A 22,182-nucleotide genomic window follows, 5' to 3' on the forward strand; every position below is an offset into this window, starting at 1 on the left:
AAGCGAATTATTGTTCAATCCAAAAACGCATGACCACATTGCCATTTTCTTCGGTATATCTTGACTCCAAATTTCCTCCGTTTTTCTCAATGGTTTTCTTTGAAGCAAGTTTTTTTTCATCACAAGTAACGAGTACTCTTTTAATATCCATTTCTTTCGCTTTTTCTAAACTTAGAGCTAAAATCTTGCTGGCATATCCATTTCCACGTTCCAAAGGTCGCACCCCATAACCGATGTGTCCACCTTTCGTTTTTAACTTATCATTTAATCTGTGACGAATGTTGGCAGCAGCTACTATCTTTCCTTCATCATTGACAAGCAAAAAAGTGGAGTTCGGGACAAAAGAGGAAGAGGTGTGCTCTTTTAGTTCTTGTTTTTTAAAAAAGTCTAATAAGGTATTAAAATTGCTCGGGTCCTCACTAACACTCCAAGGAACAATTTTTTCTCCACTTTCCATCCACTCATGATAAAAATCTAAATAAGCTTCTTTTACTTCTATCATTGGTTTAATTAATTGCATAATTTCACCTCTTTTTGTAAGTATAATAAAAGGTAGGGGGAAATTCTACAAAGAAGGATGAGGTAAACACTATATGTTAGAAATAAAACGTAATAAAAAAATAGATATTGACCATTTGGAGAAAACGTTCACGGACTTGTCATCTTTGTGAAATATTGATCATTCAAAATGGACAACCTTTATGTTATATTAGAAATATAAAGAGAAACAAATACTTAATTTAAAAACTTACAGGTGGTGGTTACCATGGCTTTTTGGCCTCATATTATTTCTATGCCGCTATACTTTGCATTACTTTGGTTTATCATTCACATCTTTCGTAAACATTACAAGGCTTCCCTTTATTTTTGGATCGCTACTTTATTCACATTTCCGCTTTGGATGATGGGAGGAGTAGAAGGATGGTTTCGCTGGGTTAAAATATTAAGCGTAATCATTCCAACGATCATCATTGCGATCGCCCGTGTTTCCGTTATAGAAGAACGCAAGGGTAAGTTTTGGAAGTTTTTCCAAAATGACAAATTTTTATGGTTCCCGTATGGTATATTGTTTTTAAACATTTTAGAAGCAACCATTAAAGATGCTCAGCTCGGAAACTACTTCAACTCAGCAACAGGTTTCTTACTATGTGTAACGATCCCATTTGCACCGAAGTTTTGGTCCATTACAAAAACGCATTACGGAGATTTAGTTGGTTTTACAACCGCTTCTTGGAACTTCCTTTATACAACGTGGAATGCATGTTTCGTTTTCGCTGAAAGTCCAGTTTATTTTGGTAGTTCATTGTGTATCTTATTAGTAGCTGAAATTTATCCTATTGTGAAGAAACGACCTGAATTATACATTACAGCTCGTATGTTTACGTTAGCGGCACATTTATTGTTACGTGCTTGCTACGATGTGTTCCCACAAGTAATGAATACATCTAGTTGGTATGATCCACAAGTATTAAAAGTATGGGGAATCATCAACTTTGTCTTAATTGTTCCTTATACTTTCTGGCATATGTGGCAGCTTCATACGATGAATGCGGAAAACTCTTTCCGTCGTATAAAACCAGCCCTCTAGTAGGAGGGAAATAACTAAAGATCTTAAGAATAAAGCAAGTGGAGGATGGGAAACTTATTCTTCACTTGCTTTTTGTATTGTTTAAGAAATGTTTAGTCTATGAGTTTTAATTGATAGTCCTTTCCTTTTTGAACATAAACATCAACCGATAGTTTAATAAGTTCTAAATCTTTTTCTGTAATTTGACGAACGATTCTTCCAGGAGATCCAACCACTAATGACCTAGGTGGAATCGTCTTATTAGATGGAATGAGTGTATTTGCTCCAATGATGCTTTCTTCACCAATTTCTACTCCATCCAAAATGGTAGAGCCCATGCCAATTATGCAACGATTATGAATTGTGCAACCATGTAAAACGGCATTGTGACCGACTGTAACTTCATTTCCGATAGATAAAGGAGAGCCTTCATAAAGGTGACACGTGACATTGTCCTGAATGCTTGTTTTAGCTCCAATCTTAATAGGTCCTTCATCTCCACGTAACACGGAGTTAAACCAAATAGTAGAATATCTTTCAATGGACACATTCCCAATTATATGAGCTCCTGGGGCCACAAAGACCGTTTCATGGATAGATGGTTCAATACCATTATATTGATGCTTCAAAGGTAATCCCTCCCAATTGAAATATTCTATTAGTGCATGTTCAAAAAGTAGGGAAAAAAAGGACCTTTTGAACAACCTCTATTATCTCTATGTATACGATTTATTAAATGAAATATGTTTAACGATTTATACAAGCAATTTATAATTTGAATAATATTAATAATTTTAATATTTAGAATATTTATTGACTGGGCATTCATGACAGTGGTACCATATTTACATTAAATGAAGAGAGAAAAGAGGGATGGTCATGAAAAGAAGATGGAGTGTCTTAGTCTTATCGTTTGTTTTAGGTGTATTGCTATTATCGGGTTGTGGAAGTGAAAGCAGTTCATCATCTAACTATGAGTATGTTATTGGGGTAACTCAAATTGTGGAACATCCTTCTTTAGATGAGGCCTTCACAGGTTTCAAAAAGGCATTAGAGGAAAATGGATTGGTCGAAGGGGAGGATGTTAAATATGATCTTCAAATTGCTCAAGGTGAGATCTCTAATAGTGATACAATTGCGAAAAACTTTGTTGGAGATCAAGTCGACTTAATTTTTGCCAATTCTACACCAAGTGCCATTAGTGCGTTAAATGCTACGAAAGACATACCGATTATTTTTACATCTGTTACGGATCCAGTTGGTGCCGAGCTTGTTGAAGCTTTTGATAAACCAGGTGAGAACATTACAGGAACATCAGACACACATCCTTTAGCTATGAGTAACACGATAGAGTTTATGTTGGAGGAAATTGGAGTGAAAAAGGTTGGTGTTGTTTACAATGCTGGAGAACAAAATTCAAAGGTGCAAGTTGAACAGGTCCAAGAAATGTTGGAGAAAGAGGGAGCCTCACTTGTAGAAGTTTCCGTATCAAACTCATCAGAAGTGAAACAAGCAGCAGAATCTTTGGTCGGTCGTATAGATTCAATTTTCTTTCCTACAGATAATACGGTTGTTCAAGCTTTAGAGTCTTTAATTGACGTCGCGAATCAAAATGATCTTCCGTTATTCGCTAGTGAACTGGACTCGATGGAGAAAGGAGCCTTTGCTGCTACTGGGTTTAGCTATAAAGATCTCGGCTATCAAACAGGATTGATGGCAGTTGAAATTTTGGAAGGAAACAAAAAGCCTTCAGAAATGGATGTTGAGCCACCTAACGTTGATGTCAAACTAACAATTAATAAAAAGGCAGCAGAAGAGCAAGGAATTACCATCAAAGAGGAGTGGAATGAAAAAGCCGATTATTATGAAGGAGAATAACTTCTTCTAGTGCGTGTTTAAAAAGTAAGGAAAAAGACTCTGAAAAACGCACTAACAAAATGGTTCAATCACTATTCCCGAACATCAACTAAGTCCACGTCCTGTGGATAATGATGATGCTAGACTATCGTAGGACTTTTTTCAACCTCTTCTATAAAAAAATTGAAAGGAAAGAAACCTATGCTTCTATCTATCTATTCAGCAATTGAAATTGGAATGATCTATGCAATTATGGCACTAGGAGTATACTTGTCCTTTCGTATATTAGACTTTCCAGATTTAACAGTGGACGGTAGCTTTGTCACAGGGGCAGCCACATCGGCTGTCCTTATAATCAATGGAGTAAACCCTTTTTTATCCACCATCATCGCTATTCTTGTAGGGTTTATGGCTGGTTGTTTAACGGGTTTATTGCATACAGTTGGAAAAATCAATGCTTTGTTATCTGGAATATTAATGATGATTGCTTTATATTCAATCAATTTACGCATTATGGGGCGACCTAACATTCCTTTACTCAATCAAGACACCCTGTTTTCAACATTAGAAAATAGCTGGTTTGGGAGGAAAATTGATCAAATGGTAGATTCATTCACCTCTTTTCTTTCTTTTCAACCTGAAACGTGGAATGTTCTATTTGTAATGATCTTTTTTTATCGTTGTTATAAAACTTTTGATGGATTATTTTTTGCAAACAGAAATCGGCTTAGCTTTAAGAGCAACTGGTGATAATCCAAACATGATTCGTAGTTTTTCTGCCAATACGAACATGTTAATCATTCTAGGCTTAGGTTTGTCCAATGCCCTTGTTTCATTGTCAGGAGCGTTAATTGCTCAATACGGCGGTTTTGCAGATGTGAGCATGGGAATTGGCATGATTATTATCGGCTTAGCATCCGTCATTGTTGGAGAAACTTTAATTGGAAAAAAAGTCAATGATGAGAGTTACCTTAGCCGTTATTATAGGAGCAATTGTATATCGAATGGTCATAAGTATCGCGTTAAGAGTGGAGTTTTTACAGCCTGGTGATATGAAAATGATTACTGCAACGATCGTTATTTTCGCTTTAGTTATTCCAAAAATGATTGAGCAACATAATCTGAAAAAGAAAAGGCAATCTAAACGAATCGAATTTCTAAAAGGGGAGAGTGGACAAGAAGATGCTTCATTTAAATCAAATTCATAAACTATTTCATCAAGATACCCCTGATGAAAAAAGGGCGTTAAACAATGTTTCACTGGAGATTGACAAGGGAGATTTCGTTACCGTCATCGGTAGTAATGGAGCAGGGAAGTCTACATTATTTAATGTCATTTCAGGTGTGATAAATCCAGAGATCGGCAATATATATATAAACGGGCAGGACGTCACATATATGAAGGAGTCTGATCGATCGAAATTTATAGGGCGTGTTTTTCAAAATCCTTTGGCAGGAACTGCACCTAATATGACGATTGAAGAAAACTTGGCCATGGCTTACTCACGCAATAAAAGAAGAACCATTAAGAAAGCAGTCACTAAGTCAAGAAAAGCTTATTTCAAAGACCTTTTAGTTGATTTACAGTTAGGACTTGAAAACCGCTTGAATGTAAAAGTTGGTTTATTATCAGGAGGGGAAAGACAAGCTTTATCTTTATTGATGGCAACATTTACAGAGCCAGAAGTTTTATTGTTAGATGAACATACAGCTGCTTTAGACCCATCAAGAGCCGAACTTATTACAACGCTGACAAAAGAAATTGTTGAGAAGTACGGTTTAACGACCATTATGATTACTCATAATATGTACCAAGCCTTGGAACTTGGTAATAAGTTAATCATGATGGATCGTGGCGCGATCATACTCCAAGTATCCGAGGAAGAGAAAGCTAGGTTAACGACTGAGGAACTTTTGGAGGAGTTTAAAAAAATCAAAGGTGGAAATGCCGTTTCTGACCGAACCTTACTGATATAATGTTGACCAATACTAACTAGTAATGTTAGTATATGGTTGTCTAGTTTATGTAAGCGCATACAAGAAAGGTGCATCACTTTATGTCCTCACTTATACAACTTCAACTATTTTCTACTAGTCCTTACAATCATCTTATCTATTATTCACCTAAGAGTGAGCGTTCAAAAAGTAGGGAAAAAAGGCAGTGAAATCGAAAAGCATCATCGCCCTAATCAGCCACGATTCGAGAGCTAACGATGATGGTACAACTTTCTGTTCACTGTTTGACTTTTTGAACAACCTCTAAAAGACATTCTTTATATGCACCTACGAACATATCATTCTAGTGAGGCTCCTGAAAGGAAAACTATGAACAAAGGAGAGGTTCAAGGATGAAAGAAGAAGTAACCCCTTTAAAAAAACAAGGATTTAGAAGATCATTTCCCAGTAAAGGATGTTGATTATTTAGAGATTTATTCTGGAAATGCCAAACAATCTGCTCATTTCTTTTGTACAGCTTTCGGATTTGAGGTTAAGGCTTATTCAGGGCTAGAAACAGGAAATAGAGAAACCGTCTCTTATGTTTTGCAGCAGCGGAATGTTCGACTAATAATCACGGGTTCGTTAAACGAAGATTCCCCGATTGCAAACTTTGTGAAAAAGCATGGGGATGGGGTAAAGGATATTGCCTTGACCGTTGATGATGTTGACAAGGCTTATGAAGAAGCGGTTACTAGGGGAGCAATCGCTTTATCAAAGCCGATGAAATTAACAGACGAATATGGTGAGATAAAAAAAAGCGATAATCGGTACATATGGTGACACTATTCATACCTTAGTGGAACGAAAGAGTTATACAGGTACCTTTATGCCTGGATTTAAAAAGATAGAGAACGCCTTTTCTAATATCGACACTGGCATTGTCGGAGTTGATCATGTTGTTGGCAATGTCGAAAAGATGGAAGAGTGGGTTGCTTATTATGAGAAGGTGATGGGTTTCAAAGAAATGACCCACTTTACTGATGATGATATTAATACTGAATATTCGGCTTTAATGTCAAAGGTCATGCATAATGGAGGAAGAATCAAATTTCCTATTAATGAGCCAGCTGAAGGAAAAAGAAAGTCACAAATTCAAGAGTATTTAGATTTTTATAATGGAGCAGGGGTACAACATATTGCGGTGTTAACGAATGATATTATTTCAACGGTCGCAAGGTTAAGAGAAAATGGAGTCGAATTTTTATCAACTCCAGATACGTATTATGACATGCTCATTGAACGTGTCGGTAATATTGATGAAGAAGTTGAAAAGCTTAGAGAACTTAATATTTTAGTAGACCGAGATGATGAAGGATATTTATTGCAAATCTTCACTAAACCTATTGTCGATCGTCCAACCTTATTCATTGAGGTTATTCAACGAAAAGGAGCAAAAGGATTTGGGGAAGGGAATTTTAAAGCTTTATTTGAATCGATAGAACGTGAACAAGCATTAAGAGGAAATCTATAGGAGGGTGTCATGGAAATTCGTCCATACGATATCGAATGGAAAGAGGCATACAAATTATTAATTGGTTCAATTGTCCCAAGGCCGATTGCGTTTGTTTCCCACAGTCGATAAAAAAGGCGTTTGTAATTTAGCTCCTTTTAGTTTTTTTACGGCCATATGTGCTGATCCAATGCTCATCTGTTTTTCTCCTATGCGAAAAGGAACCAATGGAGAAAAAAAAGACACACTCCATAACATTGAACAGACGAAAGAGTTTGTCATAAATATTGTTAACGAATCAATTGCAGAACAAATGAATATTACCTCTCAAGACCTTTCACCTGAACAGGATGAGTTTATAGAAGCGGGTTTTACAAAAGAAAAAAGTGCAACGTTAAAAGTTCCTAGAGTAAAAGAAAGTGAAGTTCATTTGGAATGTTCATTATATGAAGTTCGTCATTACGGGGAACATGCTGGGGCAGGGAGTTTAGTCGTAGGTAAAGTACAACACGTACATGTAGCCGATCATTTATATGAAGACGGAAAAATCAATACAGAAAAGTTGAATCCAATTGGGCGTCTTGCAGGGCAAATGTATACAAAACCAATGGCTGAAACCTTTGTTTTAGAAAGAAAAAGGTGATGTGAATGAAGTTTGTGACGTTTTTAAATCAAGAGGATAGGCAAGTGGCAGGAGTGATAAAAGGAGAGTCTGTGATTGATCTCCATCAACGATCTGGTGGGAAAATTCCTTCATCCATGTTAGCTATTTTAGGTGAGTATCATAGATTCAGACCGCTTATTTCCGCTATACAACAGTCAGCTCAACCTTCACAAGGAAGTTATCATTTAAATGAAGTTCAATTGCTTGCCCCTTTACCTAATCCACTCAGTTTACGTGATTTTTATGCATTTGAAGAGCATGTTGTAAACGCGAGGGAAAAACGAGGGTTAACCGTCGTTCCTGAGTGGTACGAGATTCCTGCATTTTATTTTTCGAACCATTTAGCGATAAAAGGCCCAAACGATAACATTCAGATCCCTCCTCACTGTCATCAGTTTGATTATGAATTGGAGATTGCTTGTGTAATCGGAAAGGAAGGAAAGGATATTAAAGCTGAGAATGCGGATGACTATATTTTAGGTTATTGTATCATGAATGATTGGAGTGCAAGAGACCTCCAAAGAAAGGAGATGAAGATTGGTTTAGGTCCAGCAAAAGGAAAAGATTTTGCGACATCAATAGGTCCTTACCTTGTAACAAAAGATGAGCTAGAAGAATTTAAAATTGGAAGCCGATATGACTTGAAAATGACCGCTTCTGTTAATGGGAAAATCTTATCTGAAGGTAATTTTCAATCCGTTTTTTACACATTTCCAGAAATGATTGAACGGGCTTGTACTGGAGTGACCTTGTATCCAGGTGAAGTTATTGGTTCTGGTACTTTAGGAACAGGCTGTTTATTGGAAATTGGTGATGATACGTGGTTACAGTCAGGTGATGAGGTTACCCTTGAGATCACTGGATTAGGGAGGCTAGTGAATCGAGTGATCGGATAAACCGTATTGAGGAGAAAGGAGTTTGATAAGATTGTACTACCGTAAAATGGGGATGATACCCAAAAAACGGCATACGATGTTTAAGAAAGAGGACGGGACCCTTTTCAGAGAACAAGTCATGGGGACAAAAGGGTTTTCAGGAGTACAATCCATTTTATATCATCTTTATATGCCCACTGAAGTAAAGGATGTAAGTATTGTTTCTCCTTATCAGCCAACCTATTTATCTAGTCAAACATTGAAGCATCGTCACTTTTATACTGATGCGGTAGAAAAGAAGGGAGACGCTATTGCATCAAGACAATACTGGCTTGGAAATGAGGATATCCTCATAGGAACGGCAAACATAACAGAAGAAATGGATGCTTTCTATCGAAATGGAGAAGGGGATGAACTCCTTTTCGTCCATAAAGGAAAAGGCGTCATTGAAACCATGTTTGGCACTCTTTCATATGGAAAGGGAGATTATTTAATTATTCCAATAGGTACTATTTACAGGTTGATTCCTTCACAGATGACGAAACTTTTAGTGATTGAGGCTGCTAGCCAAATAACCACTCCAAAGAGATATCGCAATGAGTACGGTCAGTTACTTGAGCATAGCCCTTTCTGTGAACGGGATCTTTCTGGTCCAGAAAAACTGAAGACAATGGATCAAAAAGGAGAGTTTCACGTATGGACAAAAACAGGTGGTCAAATTCACCGGCATGTTTATGGGCATCATCCTTTTGATGTGATTGGCTGGGACGGATATTTATATCCGTGGAAACTAAATATCAATGATTTTGAACCGATCACAGGTCGAATTCATCAACCACCACCTGTTCACCAGACGTTTGAAGGGAGCAACTTTGTCGTCTGTTCATTCGTTCCACGTTTATACGATTACCATCCCGAGGCAATACCCGCACCCTATTTTCATAGTAACGTCAATAGTGATGAAGTACTTTACTATGTTGAAGGGAATTTTATGAGTCGGAAGGGGATTAAAGAAGGTTCAATTACACTTCATCCAAGTGGTATCCCTCATGGACCTCACCCAGGAAAAGTTGAAGCGAGTATTGGAAAAAAACAAACGGAAGAATTAGCGGTCATGGTTGATACGTTCCATCCTTTAAAGGTTGCTAGTCATGTAGATTCTTATGAAGATGAAACTTATATGTACTCTTGGCTATAACGATTGTTGTTTTTGTACAAACGAGCTAGATTCACTAACATGGAATGAAGGGGATTCTTGTAATTCCCTTTGTTTTTTGGTTTTTTTAGCATCAATGAGAGGAATGGGTGAAATCACCTGTAAGTAATAAAGTACTTTTCCAGTATAGTAGATGATATTGGTCGATTGGTAAATGGCGATAGTTTTACATATTGCTTTCCCTCCCACTGTAAAAGAGGCAACGAGACTTGTTAATAAAATGGTTAAAATCATAGATTGCCAAAAGTTGTTATCATTTGCAATGAGTCTTGCTAATTGTATAACCGCGGAAGTTGTCGCTGCCCCACTTACAATTCCTGCTATATCCCCCATTACATCGTAAAAAAAAGCTTGAGAATAAAGGAGCATTCTTACTAATAAAGGCAGCTTCTTTTGCTCCTACTTTTTTCTTTGATGCCATAGCATGAAAGTGCGTTTCGTTTGACGTAGCTGCTGCTAGTCCGATCGTATCAGCGGCAATACCGATAAAAATAAATAACATAACGACTAGTATACTATAAAAAATATTAGCATCGGCTAAAACAAAAGTTGAAATGGTCGAAAAAATAGTCGCTAAAAAGAAAGTTAATATGGTAACTTTGCTACTCATTGGGAATGATTTTTTGATTTGTTTAAACGTTTTTCTCACCTCTATAAAAGTTAGTTAACGTTATATTTTTTTTACATAAGGAAACTTTTAATACATTTTAACTGAAAAAGGAGTCAATGTAAATGTTGGTTAGAGTAAAATTACTTTTAGTTAACAAATTCTATAAAAACTAAATAAAGGACGTCACCATAATATAACGAATATAATAGATTTTTAATAATAACTGCGGAAGCCAATTTTAAAGATGATAGAGGAAAAGACTTATCCGACCATGACCCTCGAGCAGCCGTATTGACTTATTTTTATCAATAAGGCCCTTCTTGAAAAGCGATCATTTAGATATAATCTAGGTGATGGCTTTTTTTTGAAAGGAGTGAGGGAATGAGAATAGTAGTAGTTGAACCTTATAATAAAAACTGGCTTGTGCTGTTTGAACAAGAAGCACGCATGATAAAACCAATTCTTGAATCAGAAGTGGTAAAAATATACCATATTGGAAGCACATCTGTACCAGGTTTGAGTGCGAAGCCTATCCTAGATCTGATGCCTGTAGTAAAAAATATACATAGAGTCGATGCTTTTAATGAGGAGTTCAAGGCAATAGGCTATGATGCTCTTGGAGAAAACGGAATTAAAAATAGAAGATTTTTTCGAAAAGGAGGAGATGACCGTACCCATCACCTTCATGTGTTTCAACTAGGAAGCCCTGAAATTGAACGTCACCTTGCTTTTCGAGATTATTTAATAGCACATCCTCTCGTCGCAAACGAATATGGGAAATTAAAAGGTAGTTTAGCAAAGAAATACCCCAACGATATTGATCAATACATGGCTGGGAAACACGATTTTATTGTTGAGGCTGAAAAAAAAGGCGATGCTGTGGTCTATAAATCGAAAGAATGTTTAAACATAATTTTTCTAAAAACCCTTGTGTTAATTCGAAAACTTTAGTAAAATAATCTTGAGTGATGAAAGCGCTTTCTATACTAAAGGGGAAAAATACATATTTCAAACAAAGGGGTAAATGTTTGAATAAAGAAGATTCCGTAAAAGGAGTCTTTTTTATTTTTATTATATACTTGAATAAAATATATATTTGTGATAAATTTATTTTATGGATAGAACAAGTTTAATTAAAGGTCATTTAGAGATGTGTGTTTTAGCGATATTATCTAACAAGAAAAGCTATGGATATGAAATTATGAAGGAATTAGAAGAACATCAATTAAAATTGAAAGGAGTTGGCAGCATTTATCCCATTTTAACGAAACTGAAGGACAAAGGATGGGTAGATGTGAGTAGAGAATGGAGCGAAGCAGGTAAAGCAAGAGTTTATTACAAGATTAACAGTCAAGGAGAAAAATATTTGCAAGTAAAAATGGATGAATGGAAAGAATTACAGAAGGATATTCAAGGGTTACTCAATCATCATATAAAGGAGGACAAATGATGTATGGAAAAAATCAATATATAAAAGAAGTTAAACTCGAATTAAATCGTTTCTTAATTCCTATAAGAGGTTGTTCAAAAAGTCATGAAAAATTGCTGTCGAATAACTTTGTTGTCTCGCTATTCCACTCCTCATGTACAGAGAACGTACACTGTGGTGCTCATAGCTTCGTCGCCTCGTTCTTCTCGGCCCTTTTCCCCCTACTTTTTGAACACGCACTATAAGTAAAAAACAAGAAGCAACTGAACAATTAAATGAACATTTCGATGCATCTCATGAAAGAGGGGAGGACGCGCTTAAAAACCTTGAACCTGCGAGAGAGTTTGCTGAAGCATTTGCCACTTCCCACGGTTATTCTCGAAAACAATCAAAAAGGAGCTGGAACCTGTACCTTAAGTCAATTGGAGCTTTTATGAGTGTTTATGCTATTTGCCAGGTGATATTTTCTCTTTTTTTAACAAAGTCATTTACGGAGGACTATATTCACTATAACCTCTTTTACAATATAGCTGAAAACAGTTGGTGGAATGCGTTTTTAATCTCAATTAGCTTGTTAACAGCTTCTATTTTAGCTCTTGTTAGTTTGTATATCTTGAAACGAAAATACATGGTTAAATGAAAAAAAGAAAACAGCCTCTAATTGTCAAATCCTGCACCATGATCATCATCTTAATTCTTCTAATTTTTGTTTTTCTCCCCATCACCTATGTACAAGGTCAAACTATCAAAGACATTGAGAAAACAATTCAAAGTACACTAGAACAATTGTCTATACCTGGTGCATCAGTTGTCATTTTTCAAAATAAACAACCTGTTTTAAAAACAAACTTTGGCAATATGACGAATGAAACTTCTCTACTAACTGGCTCTGTTAGCAAATCCATGACTGCATTAGCCATTCTCCAACTAGTCAATCAAAAACAAGTTGAAATAGATCGTCCAATTTCTGATTATTTATCGTGGTTTCATCATGAAAATGCCTCAAAGATAAAAATCAAACACCTTTTGTCCCATACGAGTGGGTTTAGTACCTTTTTACTTGACTGTCACATCATCCTTATAGAAAAGGTATAGAGTAAACACTCTATACCTCTTTCCACTGTTTACCTAACGCAAACTTCCAAGCAAGTGTTGATGTGACAATTAACAATATTAGATACCCTATTTTCCCATAAGGAACGGTTAAGAGATAATAATGTATACCTGCAAAAATAGCGATCGGAATCATAAAAATAAAAACAATCCAATTCGTGTTCTCAATCGTTTCGAACGAGCTTGAAAAGGGGAGTTCCTTCACCAATAATAAAAAACAAATAATAGAGGTTAGAATAGATACTCCTAGAACAATGAATAAATCAATAATCACTGTTGCACCATAAATCCATACATAAAAGACGCTTATCGGCAAAAATACAGGTAAAAATAGCTTGACGATAAAGGATTTTAACGTCCCGCTTGCTACATGATAAAAGTTTTTAATAGGAGTAGTCTTATAAATCCATGCCCCTTTATAATTACCGGAATAACTTAGCATCATAATAGCGGATGGAATAATAATCGTACATAAGTATATACCTAAATAACCGTTTCCTTGAGAAACCTCCTCGAATGTTTTCCATTGAAGCTCATTCATGAGAATGATAATTGGAAAAATAAACGCCATGCCTAAGGATGGATACACTTTTAATCTGAATTCTCGTTCGTTTTTCATCATCTGACTAGCAAACCTGTAGAATAATTGTTCCTCTTTTGAAAAGCAAATGAGCTGAATGAATTTTTTTCTTACGTTCGATAAAGGCTTTCGATTTGCTCCTTGCTGACTGGATAACTTCAATAAATTGTTTTCAAAAGAAGGGATAATCCTGATGTAAACAATCAAAGAAACGATCGGAACAGCGAATGCTAAGATGGAAAATGTAATCAAAAGCGGGTGAGTATTTCCGTTTAATAACCATTCATAAGGAAGCCCCAAACCAAATCGGTGGAATGAAAAATTGCCACCAAGCAACTTGGAAGGAGAAATCAAACATATCAAATGAACGGATGACTAACTGGTATCCAATGGCGATACCGATGGTTAAGCCAATTTGAATAAAGTTAATAATGTCTTTCACCTTTTCTCCGTCAAAAAACTTTAAAATAATAACGTAGATTAAAGAAGTGCATAAAATAATGAGAAACACCATTAAAATAATTTCAAGTAAATAGATCAAAAAGAAAATGGGACCATGAGCAATAAAACTCGCGAGCAAAGATGGAACAACGAACGATCCAGTCAGTAAAAACAAATAGATGGCAATGTGAATCGTTTTTGCTGTGTTAATCGTTTTTGATGAGATCGGCTTTGAAGAAATAATCATTTTTTCCCGAATATCGAGTAACACGTTAGAAAAGTCGGAAACCATAGACATCATAATTGTAATCATTAAAACGCTGAAAGTAACACTCATAGAAAGAATATAATTTTCATTTAGTAGTACAAAGAAGATTAAAAGAAGTCCCATCAAACCATAAACCCAAAGTGACTTCATGAATTTGTTTTCCTCTTTGTTTTCTTTAGCTTTTTTTGCATTTGATTGAAAGATGGTTGGTGTTCTTCTTTGATCCATGGTTAGTTTCATTTGTACTATTTTTCTCATCATCGGATAATCAACACCCATCTTCGTAAAAAACCACGTAAAATGGTCGAGAAATTGTAAGGTTCGGAATTCTTTCATTTATTTCACCTCAGTTACGATAGAAATGAATTCATCTGCTCGTTGTTTTTGATCATTAAAGCCTGTCACCTTGTTAAAAATCTCTTCTAATGATCCTTTTCCATCCTTTTGTTGTTGTTTTATTTCAGAGAAGGTACCGTCCGTTACGATTTGCCCATCGTTAATAATGACGATTCTTGTACTGATTTTTTCAACAACATCCATAATGTGAGAGGAATAAAAGATTGTTTTCCCTGCATTTGCTAATTGAGCTAAAATTTCTTTGAAAATCATCACGCTGTTAGCATCTAGTCCATTGATAGGCTCGTCCAAAAATAAAATATCTGGGTTATGTAGCATGCTGGATACAATGAGTAGTTTTTGTTTCATTCCTTTTGAAAAAGATGAAATTCTAGCGTTATACACATGCTCCATGTTGAAGACAGAAAAAAGCTGCTTTGCTTTTTGGTCAGTTGTCTCGAAGTCCATTCCATACAACTCACCAATAAAGGTTAAATATTCATGAGCTGTTAAAGCATCATAGAGCTCTGCCATTTCAGGGACGTAACCAACTCTTCTTTTATAGTTGATTGGATCATCTTTGATGTTTTTTCCAAATAAAGAGATGTCCCCTAAATAGTCTTGTTCAAGCCCTAAAATCATTTTGACTGTAGTGCTTTTTCCAGCACCATTGGGCCCAATATAGCCGATAATCTGTCCAGGATAAACATCAAGGTCAATCCCTTTCAACACTTCATTTGAGCCATAATTCTTTTTAAGTTGCTGTATTTGTAATATTGGTTCCATTATTTCACCTGCTTTATTATTATTTACATGCTCAATATGATTTATATACGATTTATGTATTAATAAGGTTTCATGTGTGATAGTTTGTTAAAATATAAGAAAATCCCTTTTTTAACTATATCACGTGAAAATTTCAAATTAAAATAGAAAAATATTAAAAAGGACAGTGATTAAATTGGATAAATTGTTTTATATGTTAGATGATTTATATGAAGAAATGGTTAATATTCGCCGATATTTACATCAATACCCGGAGTTATCTTTTCAAGAGGTTGAAACAGCAAAATTTATAGCCGACTATCATCGAAAATTAGGACTCGAAGTAAGGGAAGGAGTGGGGGGAAGAGGTGTAGTAGCAAAACTTAAAGGAAATAAACATGGGAAGACGGTAGCCCTTCGTGCAGACTTTGATGCTCTTCCAATACAAGAAGAGCGAGATGTCCCTTATAAATCTAAAAATGACGGTGTCATGCATGCCTGTGGTCACGATGGACATACAGCGACATTGTTATCTTTAGCAAAAGCTTTCGTTCAAATAAAGGAAGACCTGGCAGGTACAATCGTTTTTATCCATCAGCACGCAGAGGAGTTAACACCAGGTGGTGCAATTGCGATGATTGAGGACGGATGCCTAGAAGGAGTAGATGTTATTTTCGGTACTCATTTATGGGCAACAGAACCTTATGGTGAGATTCTTTACCGAGAGGGCCCGCTTATGGCCGCTGCCGATTCGTTTAACATTACAATTTTAGGGGAAGGTGGTCATGGTGCACAACCACATTTGACAAAAGATTCGATTGTGATCGCTAGCCAATTGGTTCAAGCGATTCAGCAAATTGTCTCTCGTCGAATTAATCCATTAGATTCTGCTGTTGTATCAATAGGGTCATTCGTTTCTGAAAATGCGTTTAATGTTATCGCTGATCAAGCATCATTACAAGGAACCGTCCGAACATTTAATGAAGAAGTAAGAGGAAATATTGAAAAAGAATTAGAAAAGATAATAGAAGGAACTTGTCTGTCTCATCAATGTGACTATCAGTTCAGTTATAATCGAGGGTATCCTTCTGTTGTAAATCATAAAGAAGAGACTGAACATATAAAATCAATCGCTAAAATGGTTCCTGAAGTAACCAAGGTATGTGAAACCGAACCATCTATGGGTGGAGAGGATTTTGCCTACTATCTCGAGCACGTAAAAGGCTGTTTTTTCTTTACGGGGGCTCAAGACCCGAATTGGGATGTGACCTATCCACACCATCACCCTAAATTTTCAATAGATGAAAGAGCGATGTTAATTGCCTCTAAAACATTAGGAGCGGCTACGTTATGTTTTTTAAAGGATGAAAATCAAAAAGCCTAGTCAAAATGAACTAGGCTTTTTGGTTTAGTTTCTTTAGTATATGGTGAAACTGTCTATTTAAATCAGCAATGTCTTCGTCCGTTAAGTCTGTTTCGTCGAAAATATGAATAGGGATGTTTTCAGCTTTCTTTTTCAGCTCTACACCTTTTTCAGTAAGTGAAACTTCCACTTTACGTTCATCTTCTTTAGAACGAATACGAGTGACAATCCCTGATTGCTCTAACCTTTTAAGTAACGGTGTCAACGTTCCTGAATCTAAGTAGAGTTCTTCTCCTAATTCTTTTACTGTTAGTTTGTTTTTTTCTGATAAAACAACTAATACTAAATATTGTGGATAGGTGATATTTAGTTCCTTTAATAAGGGGTGATAACGCTTTATGATTTCTCTGGAACAAGCGTAAATAGAAAAGCATAGGTGGTCCTTTAGAAAAAATGGTTTTTTATCCATCATCAATCATTCTCCTAGCATATAAGTTGACATCTATATTATAGTCATGATAAATTAAATATGCAAAATAATAATTGTGAACAATTAAATAACGAAAAATAATATTAGAGGAGTGTTTATTAATGAAACCATTGTACACAGCAACTGCAACAGCAATAGGAGGACGTGAAGGGAAAGTACAATCTTCAGATCGTGTTTTAGATCATAAGATTGAAATGCCAAAAGAGTTGGTGGAGCAGGTAAAGAAGGCACCAATCCGGAACAATTATTTGCAGCAGGATACGCAGCATGTTTTGATAGCGCTCTAAATTTAGTCGCTCGTACAAATAAAATTAAACTAGGAACAACTGAAATTACAACTCATGTATCAATTGGAAAAGATGATTCTGGTTTTGAATTAAGTGTCGTTCTTGAAGCTAAAATCCCAGAAGTAAGTAAAGAAGAAGCTGAAAAATTACTCGAGCAAGCCCATCAAGTTTGTCCTTATTCAAAAGCGACAAGAGGCAATATTGATGTTGAATTAAAAGTAGCTGAATAATAAAGAGATCAAAAAAAGAGGATAGGCTTTAAAACCTGTCCTCTTTTTATTGTGTAAAATAAACATATGAATTCGTTTATATTGACTAATTCAATGAATGTGGTAACATAAAAAGTGTGTTACTAATATTGAATAGTCTGAATATTCCTATTTGTCGTTTTTTAAAACCCGATAAAACTTATATGTTTAATGAAAATATAACCATCAGTAAAACCCCATTTAGAACGAGGTGAGGAGAGTGGAGATAGGGAATAGAATTCGCTTCTACCGTATTCAAAAGAATATGACACAGGAGGAATTAGCCAAAGGGATTATTTCGACTTCTTATTTATCGAAAATAGAAAATAATCAAACGCAGCCTAGTGGAGAGGTTTTAAGTTATCTCAGCAAAAGATTAGATATTCAATTAATTGAGCAAGAAGAAATCACTTTAATGGAAGACTTGTTTAAATGGTATGAGGATATTATTCATTATCGTAAAAATGAAGTTGAGTCACAATATGAACTACTCAAAGATAGAATTAATTTTTCCAATGATACTACAGCTCTCATTTTCTTCACTTTATTTGAGCTCCGTTATTTCTTCTTCGCAGGTAAACATGAATATCTAGACCGTTCACTTGAAAAAATTAATTTATATAGTGATATTTTAGAAGACAAGATGATCTATTTCTTTTATAAGTTTAAAGGAATGTACCATTATGTAAATCGACAGTACATAAAGGCATTAGATCACTTAAAGTATGCTGAAGAACACATCTCTAATCAAATGGCGTTTGAAAGTTGGGAGAAGGCAGACTTATTCTATATGATTGGTTTATGTCTCAATCAAATGAGAAAGCCTGCTCTTTCCATTCAATATACGAATTCGGCATTATTAATATTTAGAAGTGTTTATAACTTAAGAAGGTGTGGAGAAGCGCAAGTTTTATTAGGGTTAAATTTTCAAAGGGTGAACGAATTTAAAAAAGCCTACGAAAATTACCAACTTGCCTTGGTAATTGCTAAACAGTTAGATGAAACTGATTTACTAGGAATTATTTATCATAACATAGGGTATTATCATTTTAATCAGTTAGAATATGAGAAGGCTTTAACGAATTTTAACCTTGCTCTTCAGTATAAAAAAATAGAGCGGGAAGAATCGATGCTTGTGACAATGTATTGGATTATGCAAACTTTTTATTTCCAAGATAATAAAGATCAAGTTGCTCTCTGGCTTGAGAAGGGAGAGGAGCTATTAAAGCGTTATCCTCGAAAAGATTTTGAATATCGATTCAAAGTTTTTCGTTTTTTAATGGAAGAGATTTTAGATGAGGTATTTGAAAAGTTTTTAGAAAAGGAAGTCATTCCATACTTTAAGGATCAAAATTATGAAGATGAAGTAATTTTATTTTCAAAGTTTTTGGCCGTTCATTTTGAAAACCAAAATAAATATAAGGCGGCTTGCCATTATTATCGAATGGTCATAAACGCAGTAAATGAACAAAATAATCGAACGAACGCTTATGATAGAATCATTCAGCTGCATGCTAATAAAATTAAAGCAAAATCTCAAAAGGTTATTACTAAAGTATAAAAGGGGCTTGTTGGTGTTGGTACCAACAAACCCCTTTTTTTTGCAGAGTAAGAAAGTATAAAAATCTGTCCTTATTTGGATGGTGCTTTTATTTTTGTCTAGCTCCATCGCCCAGCAACTCGTAAGTTTTTCGACGCACAGGAAGTGCTAGCATCATCGTTGTCCACAGGACGTGGACGTCTTTAGATGATGTTCCATTTGTCTATGATAAGTCAACATCGAAGCCTGCGGCTTTTCGTGTTTCCTTTATCTCATACGGAGTGCTCAAGCCCCTTCGTTGCTAAACGGGCGCTTGCGCTTTTCTTAAATTTGTTCTAATGAGAAATCAAGTTAAGTTAGGAGGTTCTTCCGTTAGACCAGGAGGTTCTTCCGTTAGACTAGGAGGTTCTTCTAAAAAACTATAACTTCCTAAAGCACTTAAGAAAAGAAAACTAAACGAAAAAAGAGATTTAGACCATTTTTTAATCAATATAACCACTCCTATTCAAAATATTCATACTATTCAATATATTATATACTAAAAATCATAAAATATATATAAAAATTGTGACAATCATACAAGCATTTTTAGTTAACTAGCATAAAGTATTATGAAGTACAAGGAGGTGTTAAAAATAACAAACTATTTATTATGGTCGGAATGGCCTTATGCCGGTGAAACCACTCCACCTGTTCCAGAAGAACCTTACGCAGGAGAATGGCCCATGTATTACTTTACCATAAATAAACTAGGGCAAATTATTGATTGGAGAGGAAAAGTTGTTCATTTAGGAATAACGAATCCTAGTAAAATAAACTGGGATGAGGAATTAAAAGTTGTTGAGCAAACTATTAACGAGCGAACAAAAAAAACCGTAAAAATAGCAGACTATTGGAGTCGTGGTCCAGCAACAAAACAGTGGACGCCAATATGCGATGTACTAATTGATACGTATGGCGTAACTGCTCCTAGGGCTGCAAGAATTCTTTCTTGTGTTCAATCAGCTATCAATGACGTGTTTGTGATTTGTTGGTATTTGAAATTTAAATGGAATGTTGCAAGACCTAATCAATTAAATAATCAATTGGCTACTGTCGTTTGCACCCCTAATCATCCAACGTATCCATCCGGTCACGCAACAGTTGCAGGTTGTGCTGAAGAAATTTTATCTTACTTTTTCCCTGCGGAGGAATGTAGACTAAAAACACTAGCAAAACAATGTTCTGTGTCAAGGTTATACGGTGGCGTCCATTATCCTTCTGACAACAATGAAGGTTATTGTTTAGGAAAGAGGTTGGCGTATATTATAAGGAAAAAGTTTGAACAACAAATATTGCCTAATGGTGATCCGGTAGATACCCCTTATACAGAAGATCAATATGCTAAACTTTCTCCACCACCATATAGGCAAGCAATTCCTTACGACTTTAGTAGAAAATGCGCATCTCTTACTATTTATAATTCATGTAATAAGGAATCATAATTGATTATGAGTTGGCTGTTCAAAAAGTGTCTGATACAGGCACTTTTTGAATGAATGTTGTTAATTTTTCTTATTAAATTGCGCGTTAATTTGTCCTCTTATCATATTATTCCTAACGGATTGATTGCTTCCTTGTTTTCTTAATTCTCTTAAAATTTCGGTTGTTTGAACCCCTTCTTCTCGTTGATTAGCAATTATCATTAATTGTTCTATATCAGAGAAGGAATATTTTCTCGTACCTTTTGACGTTCGATCAGGTTCAACTAAATTTCGCTCTTCATAATAGCGAATTTGTCTAACAGATAGTCCAGTTATTTCGCTTACAGTACCAATGGAAATGACTTTTTTTAACTTGTATGAATCTTCCACATTTCCACCCCTTGAGTTGTATCCTTTATCTTAATTATACCGATTATATATTGAAAAATCCTCAGTATTGTCAGAAAATCTAACAATAAACAGCAATTAATGTTAGGAAAACTATCATAGAAAGGGTAGGAAGAATGATTTATTAAGTTGTGGTAAATGGGGTTTATGACAATTAGATAGATTATCAAGATAATTTTCGGAGAATAAGGAAGTAACCTCTTCGAAACGTTCAGATTTCAAGTTAAATACATACAAGGCATCTACTTTGAAATTACACAATATTAATTTATAAAATTGTTCGTTTTTTGGCTCTTTCTTGTTCAAAAAGTAAAGGACCACTACGCCTTCTTTTAATGGTTGTTTGGCAATCCATGCTAGATCTTTCATTTTTTCTCCCCGACTAAAAAGTATTGTACATAGTGTTTCCTTTATTATTAATTTATAGTCTAAAAAGTTTTTTTTGGAAAAACTGTTGAAGTTAAAAGATTTTTGAATATAATATTATTATAGATAATTATGTAAAGAGAGGAATAATGAGTTGTTAACTTAGAAGGATTTTAAAAGCCTCTAAAAAACAAATCTTTAAAATATGGTAATATAATAGTAAAATATACATAAAGTATTTTTTAACATATATTCAAATTGTTTGTAAAGGCGGTTGTAATGATGTCTTATACCGAAGAAGAAGTTGAACGGTCTCTTGCGTTATACAAAGTTTTTGCAAGGGCATTTAAAAGTATTTCAGAGCATTCGATTCGTGATAGTAAAGAGCACGGGTTTAATCCGACAGAGTTTGCTGTGTTGGAGCTTCTCTATACTAGAGGTCCACAGAAGCTCCAAGACATTGGAGCTAGACTGTTATTAGTTAGCGGAAATGTTACCTATGTAATTGATAAACTAGAGAAAAACGGTTATTTATATCGAGAGCAAAATACAAAAGATAAACGATCGATTTTTGCTCATTTGACGGATATGGGGATGAATTATATGAATGAAATTTATCCTATTCACTCGATCAGAATTGCTAGAGCCTTTTCTGGACTTTCTAAAGAAGAGCAGGAGCAGATGATTGAATTATTAAAAAAAGGCTGGTATTCATAGTCAACACTTACTTTTCCGTTAGTTTTCAAAAACATGTTTATAACATAAGGTTGCTTAGCAAAATAAGAACAGGGCAGAGTATGCTCTGTTTTTTTATTTTTCAATCGTTCTTACTTGAAATTCATTCGGGA

General features: G+C 35.2%; 22 protein-coding genes and 4 pseudogenes. 16 read left to right on the forward strand and 10 right to left on the reverse strand.

Annotated elements, in window-relative coordinates; translation table 11 throughout:
• Positions 1 to 7: 7 nt before the first annotated feature.
• Positions 8 to 520 carry a GNAT family N-acetyltransferase gene (locus LC087_RS02345; RefSeq protein WP_226538893.1) on the reverse strand — a complete coding sequence of 171 codons (513 nt, stop codon included), beginning with the start codon at positions 518 to 520 and terminating at the stop codon, positions 8 to 10.
• Between the two features lie 246 nt (positions 521 to 766).
• Between LC087_RS02345 and LC087_RS02350 the strand changes: the two genes are divergently transcribed.
• On the forward strand, positions 767 to 1,588 hold the full coding sequence (locus LC087_RS02350) for a hypothetical protein (RefSeq protein WP_226538894.1): 822 nt from the start codon (positions 767 to 769) through the stop codon (positions 1,586 to 1,588).
• A 92-nt stretch (positions 1,589 to 1,680) separates the two neighbouring features.
• Here the strand turns inward: LC087_RS02350 and LC087_RS02355 are convergent, their stop codons facing one another.
• Positions 1,681 to 2,196, reverse strand: coding sequence for a gamma carbonic anhydrase family protein (locus LC087_RS02355; RefSeq protein WP_226538895.1), 516 nt, complete (start codon positions 2,194 to 2,196; stop codon positions 1,681 to 1,683).
• 250 nt (positions 2,197 to 2,446) lie between these two features.
• Here LC087_RS02355 and LC087_RS02360 point away from each other — a divergent pair, with 250 nt between their 5' ends.
• From LC087_RS02360 to LC087_RS02390, 7 genes and pseudogenes are all read left to right on the forward strand, one after another.
• Positions 2,447 to 3,445, forward strand: coding sequence for an ABC transporter substrate-binding protein (locus tag LC087_RS02360; RefSeq protein WP_226538896.1), 999 nt, complete (start codon positions 2,447 to 2,449; stop codon positions 3,443 to 3,445).
• A 180-nt stretch (positions 3,446 to 3,625) separates the two neighbouring features.
• Positions 3,626 to 4,632: pseudogene (locus tag LC087_RS02365) on the forward strand (ABC transporter permease).
• Entirely contained in the window at positions 4,607 to 5,401 is a 795-nt protein-coding gene (locus LC087_RS02370; protein ID WP_226538898.1) for an ABC transporter ATP-binding protein, read from the forward strand. The pseudogene LC087_RS02365 and the gene LC087_RS02370 overlap by 26 nt, the downstream one beginning before the upstream one ends.
• Positions 5,402 to 5,809: 408 nt before the next feature.
• Positions 5,810 to 6,893: pseudogene (hppD, locus tag LC087_RS02375) on the forward strand (4-hydroxyphenylpyruvate dioxygenase); the annotation flags it as partial.
• Positions 6,894 to 6,984: 91 nt separating this feature from the next.
• Complete coding sequence (locus LC087_RS02380; RefSeq protein ID WP_371932645.1) at positions 6,985 to 7,515, forward strand: flavin reductase family protein; 531 nt, start codon at positions 6,985 to 6,987, stop codon at positions 7,513 to 7,515.
• Positions 7,516 to 7,520: 5 nt separating this feature from the next.
• A complete protein-coding gene (locus tag LC087_RS02385) occupies positions 7,521 to 8,432 on the forward strand; it encodes a fumarylacetoacetate hydrolase family protein (protein ID WP_226538901.1) in 912 nt (303 codons plus the stop codon).
• 31 nt (positions 8,433 to 8,463) lie between these two features.
• A complete protein-coding gene (locus LC087_RS02390) occupies positions 8,464 to 9,609 on the forward strand; it encodes a homogentisate 1,2-dioxygenase (protein WP_226538902.1) in 1,146 nt (381 codons plus the stop codon).
• Here LC087_RS02390 and LC087_RS02395 read toward each other — a convergent pair.
• Positions 9,604 to 9,960 carry a hypothetical protein gene (locus LC087_RS02395; RefSeq protein WP_306019887.1) on the reverse strand — a complete coding sequence of 119 codons (357 nt, stop codon included), beginning with the start codon at positions 9,958 to 9,960 and terminating at the stop codon, positions 9,604 to 9,606. The two genes, LC087_RS02390 and LC087_RS02395, sit on opposite strands and share 6 nt — an antisense overlap.
• A gap of 658 nt (positions 9,961 to 10,618) precedes the next feature.
• On the opposite strand from LC087_RS02395, the gene LC087_RS02400 reads away from it, so the two are divergent.
• The 3 genes from LC087_RS02400 (at position 10,619) to LC087_RS02410 (ending at position 12,761) form a co-directional block, all read left to right on the forward strand.
• On the forward strand, positions 10,619 to 11,188 hold the full coding sequence (locus tag LC087_RS02400) for a GrpB family protein (RefSeq protein WP_306019889.1): 570 nt from the start codon (positions 10,619 to 10,621) through the stop codon (positions 11,186 to 11,188).
• 163 nt (positions 11,189 to 11,351) lie between these two features.
• Positions 11,352 to 11,687 (forward strand): PadR family transcriptional regulator, encoded by a 336-nt coding sequence (locus LC087_RS02405; RefSeq protein WP_226538905.1) that lies wholly within the window; start codon positions 11,352 to 11,354, stop codon positions 11,685 to 11,687.
• Between the two features lie 615 nt (positions 11,688 to 12,302).
• Entirely contained in the window at positions 12,303 to 12,761 is a 459-nt protein-coding gene (locus LC087_RS02410) for a serine hydrolase domain-containing protein (protein ID WP_226538906.1), read from the forward strand.
• Between the two features lie 10 nt (positions 12,762 to 12,771).
• On the opposite strand, the gene LC087_RS02415 is transcribed toward LC087_RS02410, so the two are convergent.
• Genes LC087_RS02415 through LC087_RS02425 form a run of 3 tightly spaced genes read right to left on the reverse strand, consistent with a single transcriptional unit; the run spans position 12,772 to position 15,190 of the window.
• Entirely contained in the window at positions 12,772 to 13,611 is an 840-nt protein-coding gene (locus LC087_RS02415) for a hypothetical protein (protein WP_306019892.1), read from the reverse strand.
• Between the two features lie 31 nt (positions 13,612 to 13,642).
• Positions 13,643 to 14,404, reverse strand: coding sequence for an ABC-2 family transporter permease (locus LC087_RS02420; RefSeq protein WP_306019894.1), 762 nt, complete (start codon positions 14,402 to 14,404; stop codon positions 13,643 to 13,645).
• Positions 14,405 to 15,190, reverse strand: coding sequence for an ABC transporter ATP-binding protein (locus LC087_RS02425; RefSeq protein WP_226538908.1), 786 nt, complete (start codon positions 15,188 to 15,190; stop codon positions 14,405 to 14,407). It lies immediately after the preceding gene.
• A gap of 193 nt (positions 15,191 to 15,383) precedes the next feature.
• Between LC087_RS02425 and LC087_RS02430 the strand changes: the two genes are divergently transcribed.
• Complete coding sequence (locus LC087_RS02430; RefSeq protein WP_226539065.1) at positions 15,384 to 16,553, forward strand: M20 family metallopeptidase; 1,170 nt, start codon at positions 15,384 to 15,386, stop codon at positions 16,551 to 16,553.
• Positions 16,554 to 16,563: 10 nt separating this feature from the next.
• Here LC087_RS02430 and LC087_RS02435 read toward each other — a convergent pair whose 3' ends face one another.
• Positions 16,564 to 17,001, reverse strand: coding sequence for a MarR family winged helix-turn-helix transcriptional regulator (locus LC087_RS02435; protein WP_226539066.1), 438 nt, complete (start codon positions 16,999 to 17,001; stop codon positions 16,564 to 16,566).
• A 122-nt stretch (positions 17,002 to 17,123) separates the two neighbouring features.
• On the opposite strand from LC087_RS02435, the pseudogene LC087_RS02440 reads away from it, so the two are divergent.
• Positions 17,124 to 17,539 (forward strand): annotated as a pseudogene (locus LC087_RS02440) (organic hydroperoxide resistance protein).
• 238 nt (positions 17,540 to 17,777) lie between these two features.
• Entirely contained in the window at positions 17,778 to 19,118 is a 1,341-nt protein-coding gene (locus tag LC087_RS02445; protein WP_226538910.1) for a helix-turn-helix transcriptional regulator, read from the forward strand.
• Between the two features lie 325 nt (positions 19,119 to 19,443).
• Here the strand turns inward: LC087_RS02445 and LC087_RS02450 are convergent, their stop codons facing one another.
• Positions 19,444 to 19,587: a hypothetical protein gene (locus LC087_RS02450; protein ID WP_226538911.1), complete on the reverse strand. Its 144-nt coding sequence runs from the start codon at positions 19,585 to 19,587 to the stop codon at positions 19,444 to 19,446.
• Between the two features lie 136 nt (positions 19,588 to 19,723).
• Here LC087_RS02450 and LC087_RS02455 point away from each other — a divergent pair, with 136 nt between their 5' ends.
• The gene (locus LC087_RS02455) at positions 19,724 to 20,581 is read left to right on the forward strand and encodes a vanadium-dependent haloperoxidase (RefSeq protein ID WP_226538912.1); all 858 of its coding nucleotides are present in this window, start codon (positions 19,724 to 19,726) and stop codon (positions 20,579 to 20,581) included.
• 60 nt (positions 20,582 to 20,641) lie between these two features.
• Here LC087_RS02455 and LC087_RS02460 read toward each other — a convergent pair whose 3' ends face one another.
• Together LC087_RS02460 and LC087_RS02465 are read right to left on the reverse strand one after the other, a co-directional pair.
• Positions 20,642 to 20,950 carry a MerR family transcriptional regulator gene (locus tag LC087_RS02460; protein WP_226538913.1) on the reverse strand — a complete coding sequence of 103 codons (309 nt, stop codon included), beginning with the start codon at positions 20,948 to 20,950 and terminating at the stop codon, positions 20,642 to 20,644.
• Between the two features lie 114 nt (positions 20,951 to 21,064).
• Positions 21,065 to 21,337, reverse strand: coding sequence for a hypothetical protein (locus LC087_RS02465; protein ID WP_226538914.1), 273 nt, complete (start codon positions 21,335 to 21,337; stop codon positions 21,065 to 21,067).
• A gap of 276 nt (positions 21,338 to 21,613) precedes the next feature.
• On the opposite strand from LC087_RS02465, the pseudogene LC087_RS02470 reads away from it, so the two are divergent.
• Positions 21,614 to 22,073: pseudogene (locus LC087_RS02470) on the forward strand (MarR family winged helix-turn-helix transcriptional regulator).
• The last annotated feature ends 109 nt before the right edge of the window (positions 22,074 to 22,182 follow it).

The sequence above is a fragment of the Bacillus carboniphilus genome (assembly GCF_020524035.2).
Taxonomy (GTDB): domain Bacteria; phylum Bacillota; class Bacilli; order Bacillales; family JAIVKR01; genus Bacillus_CC.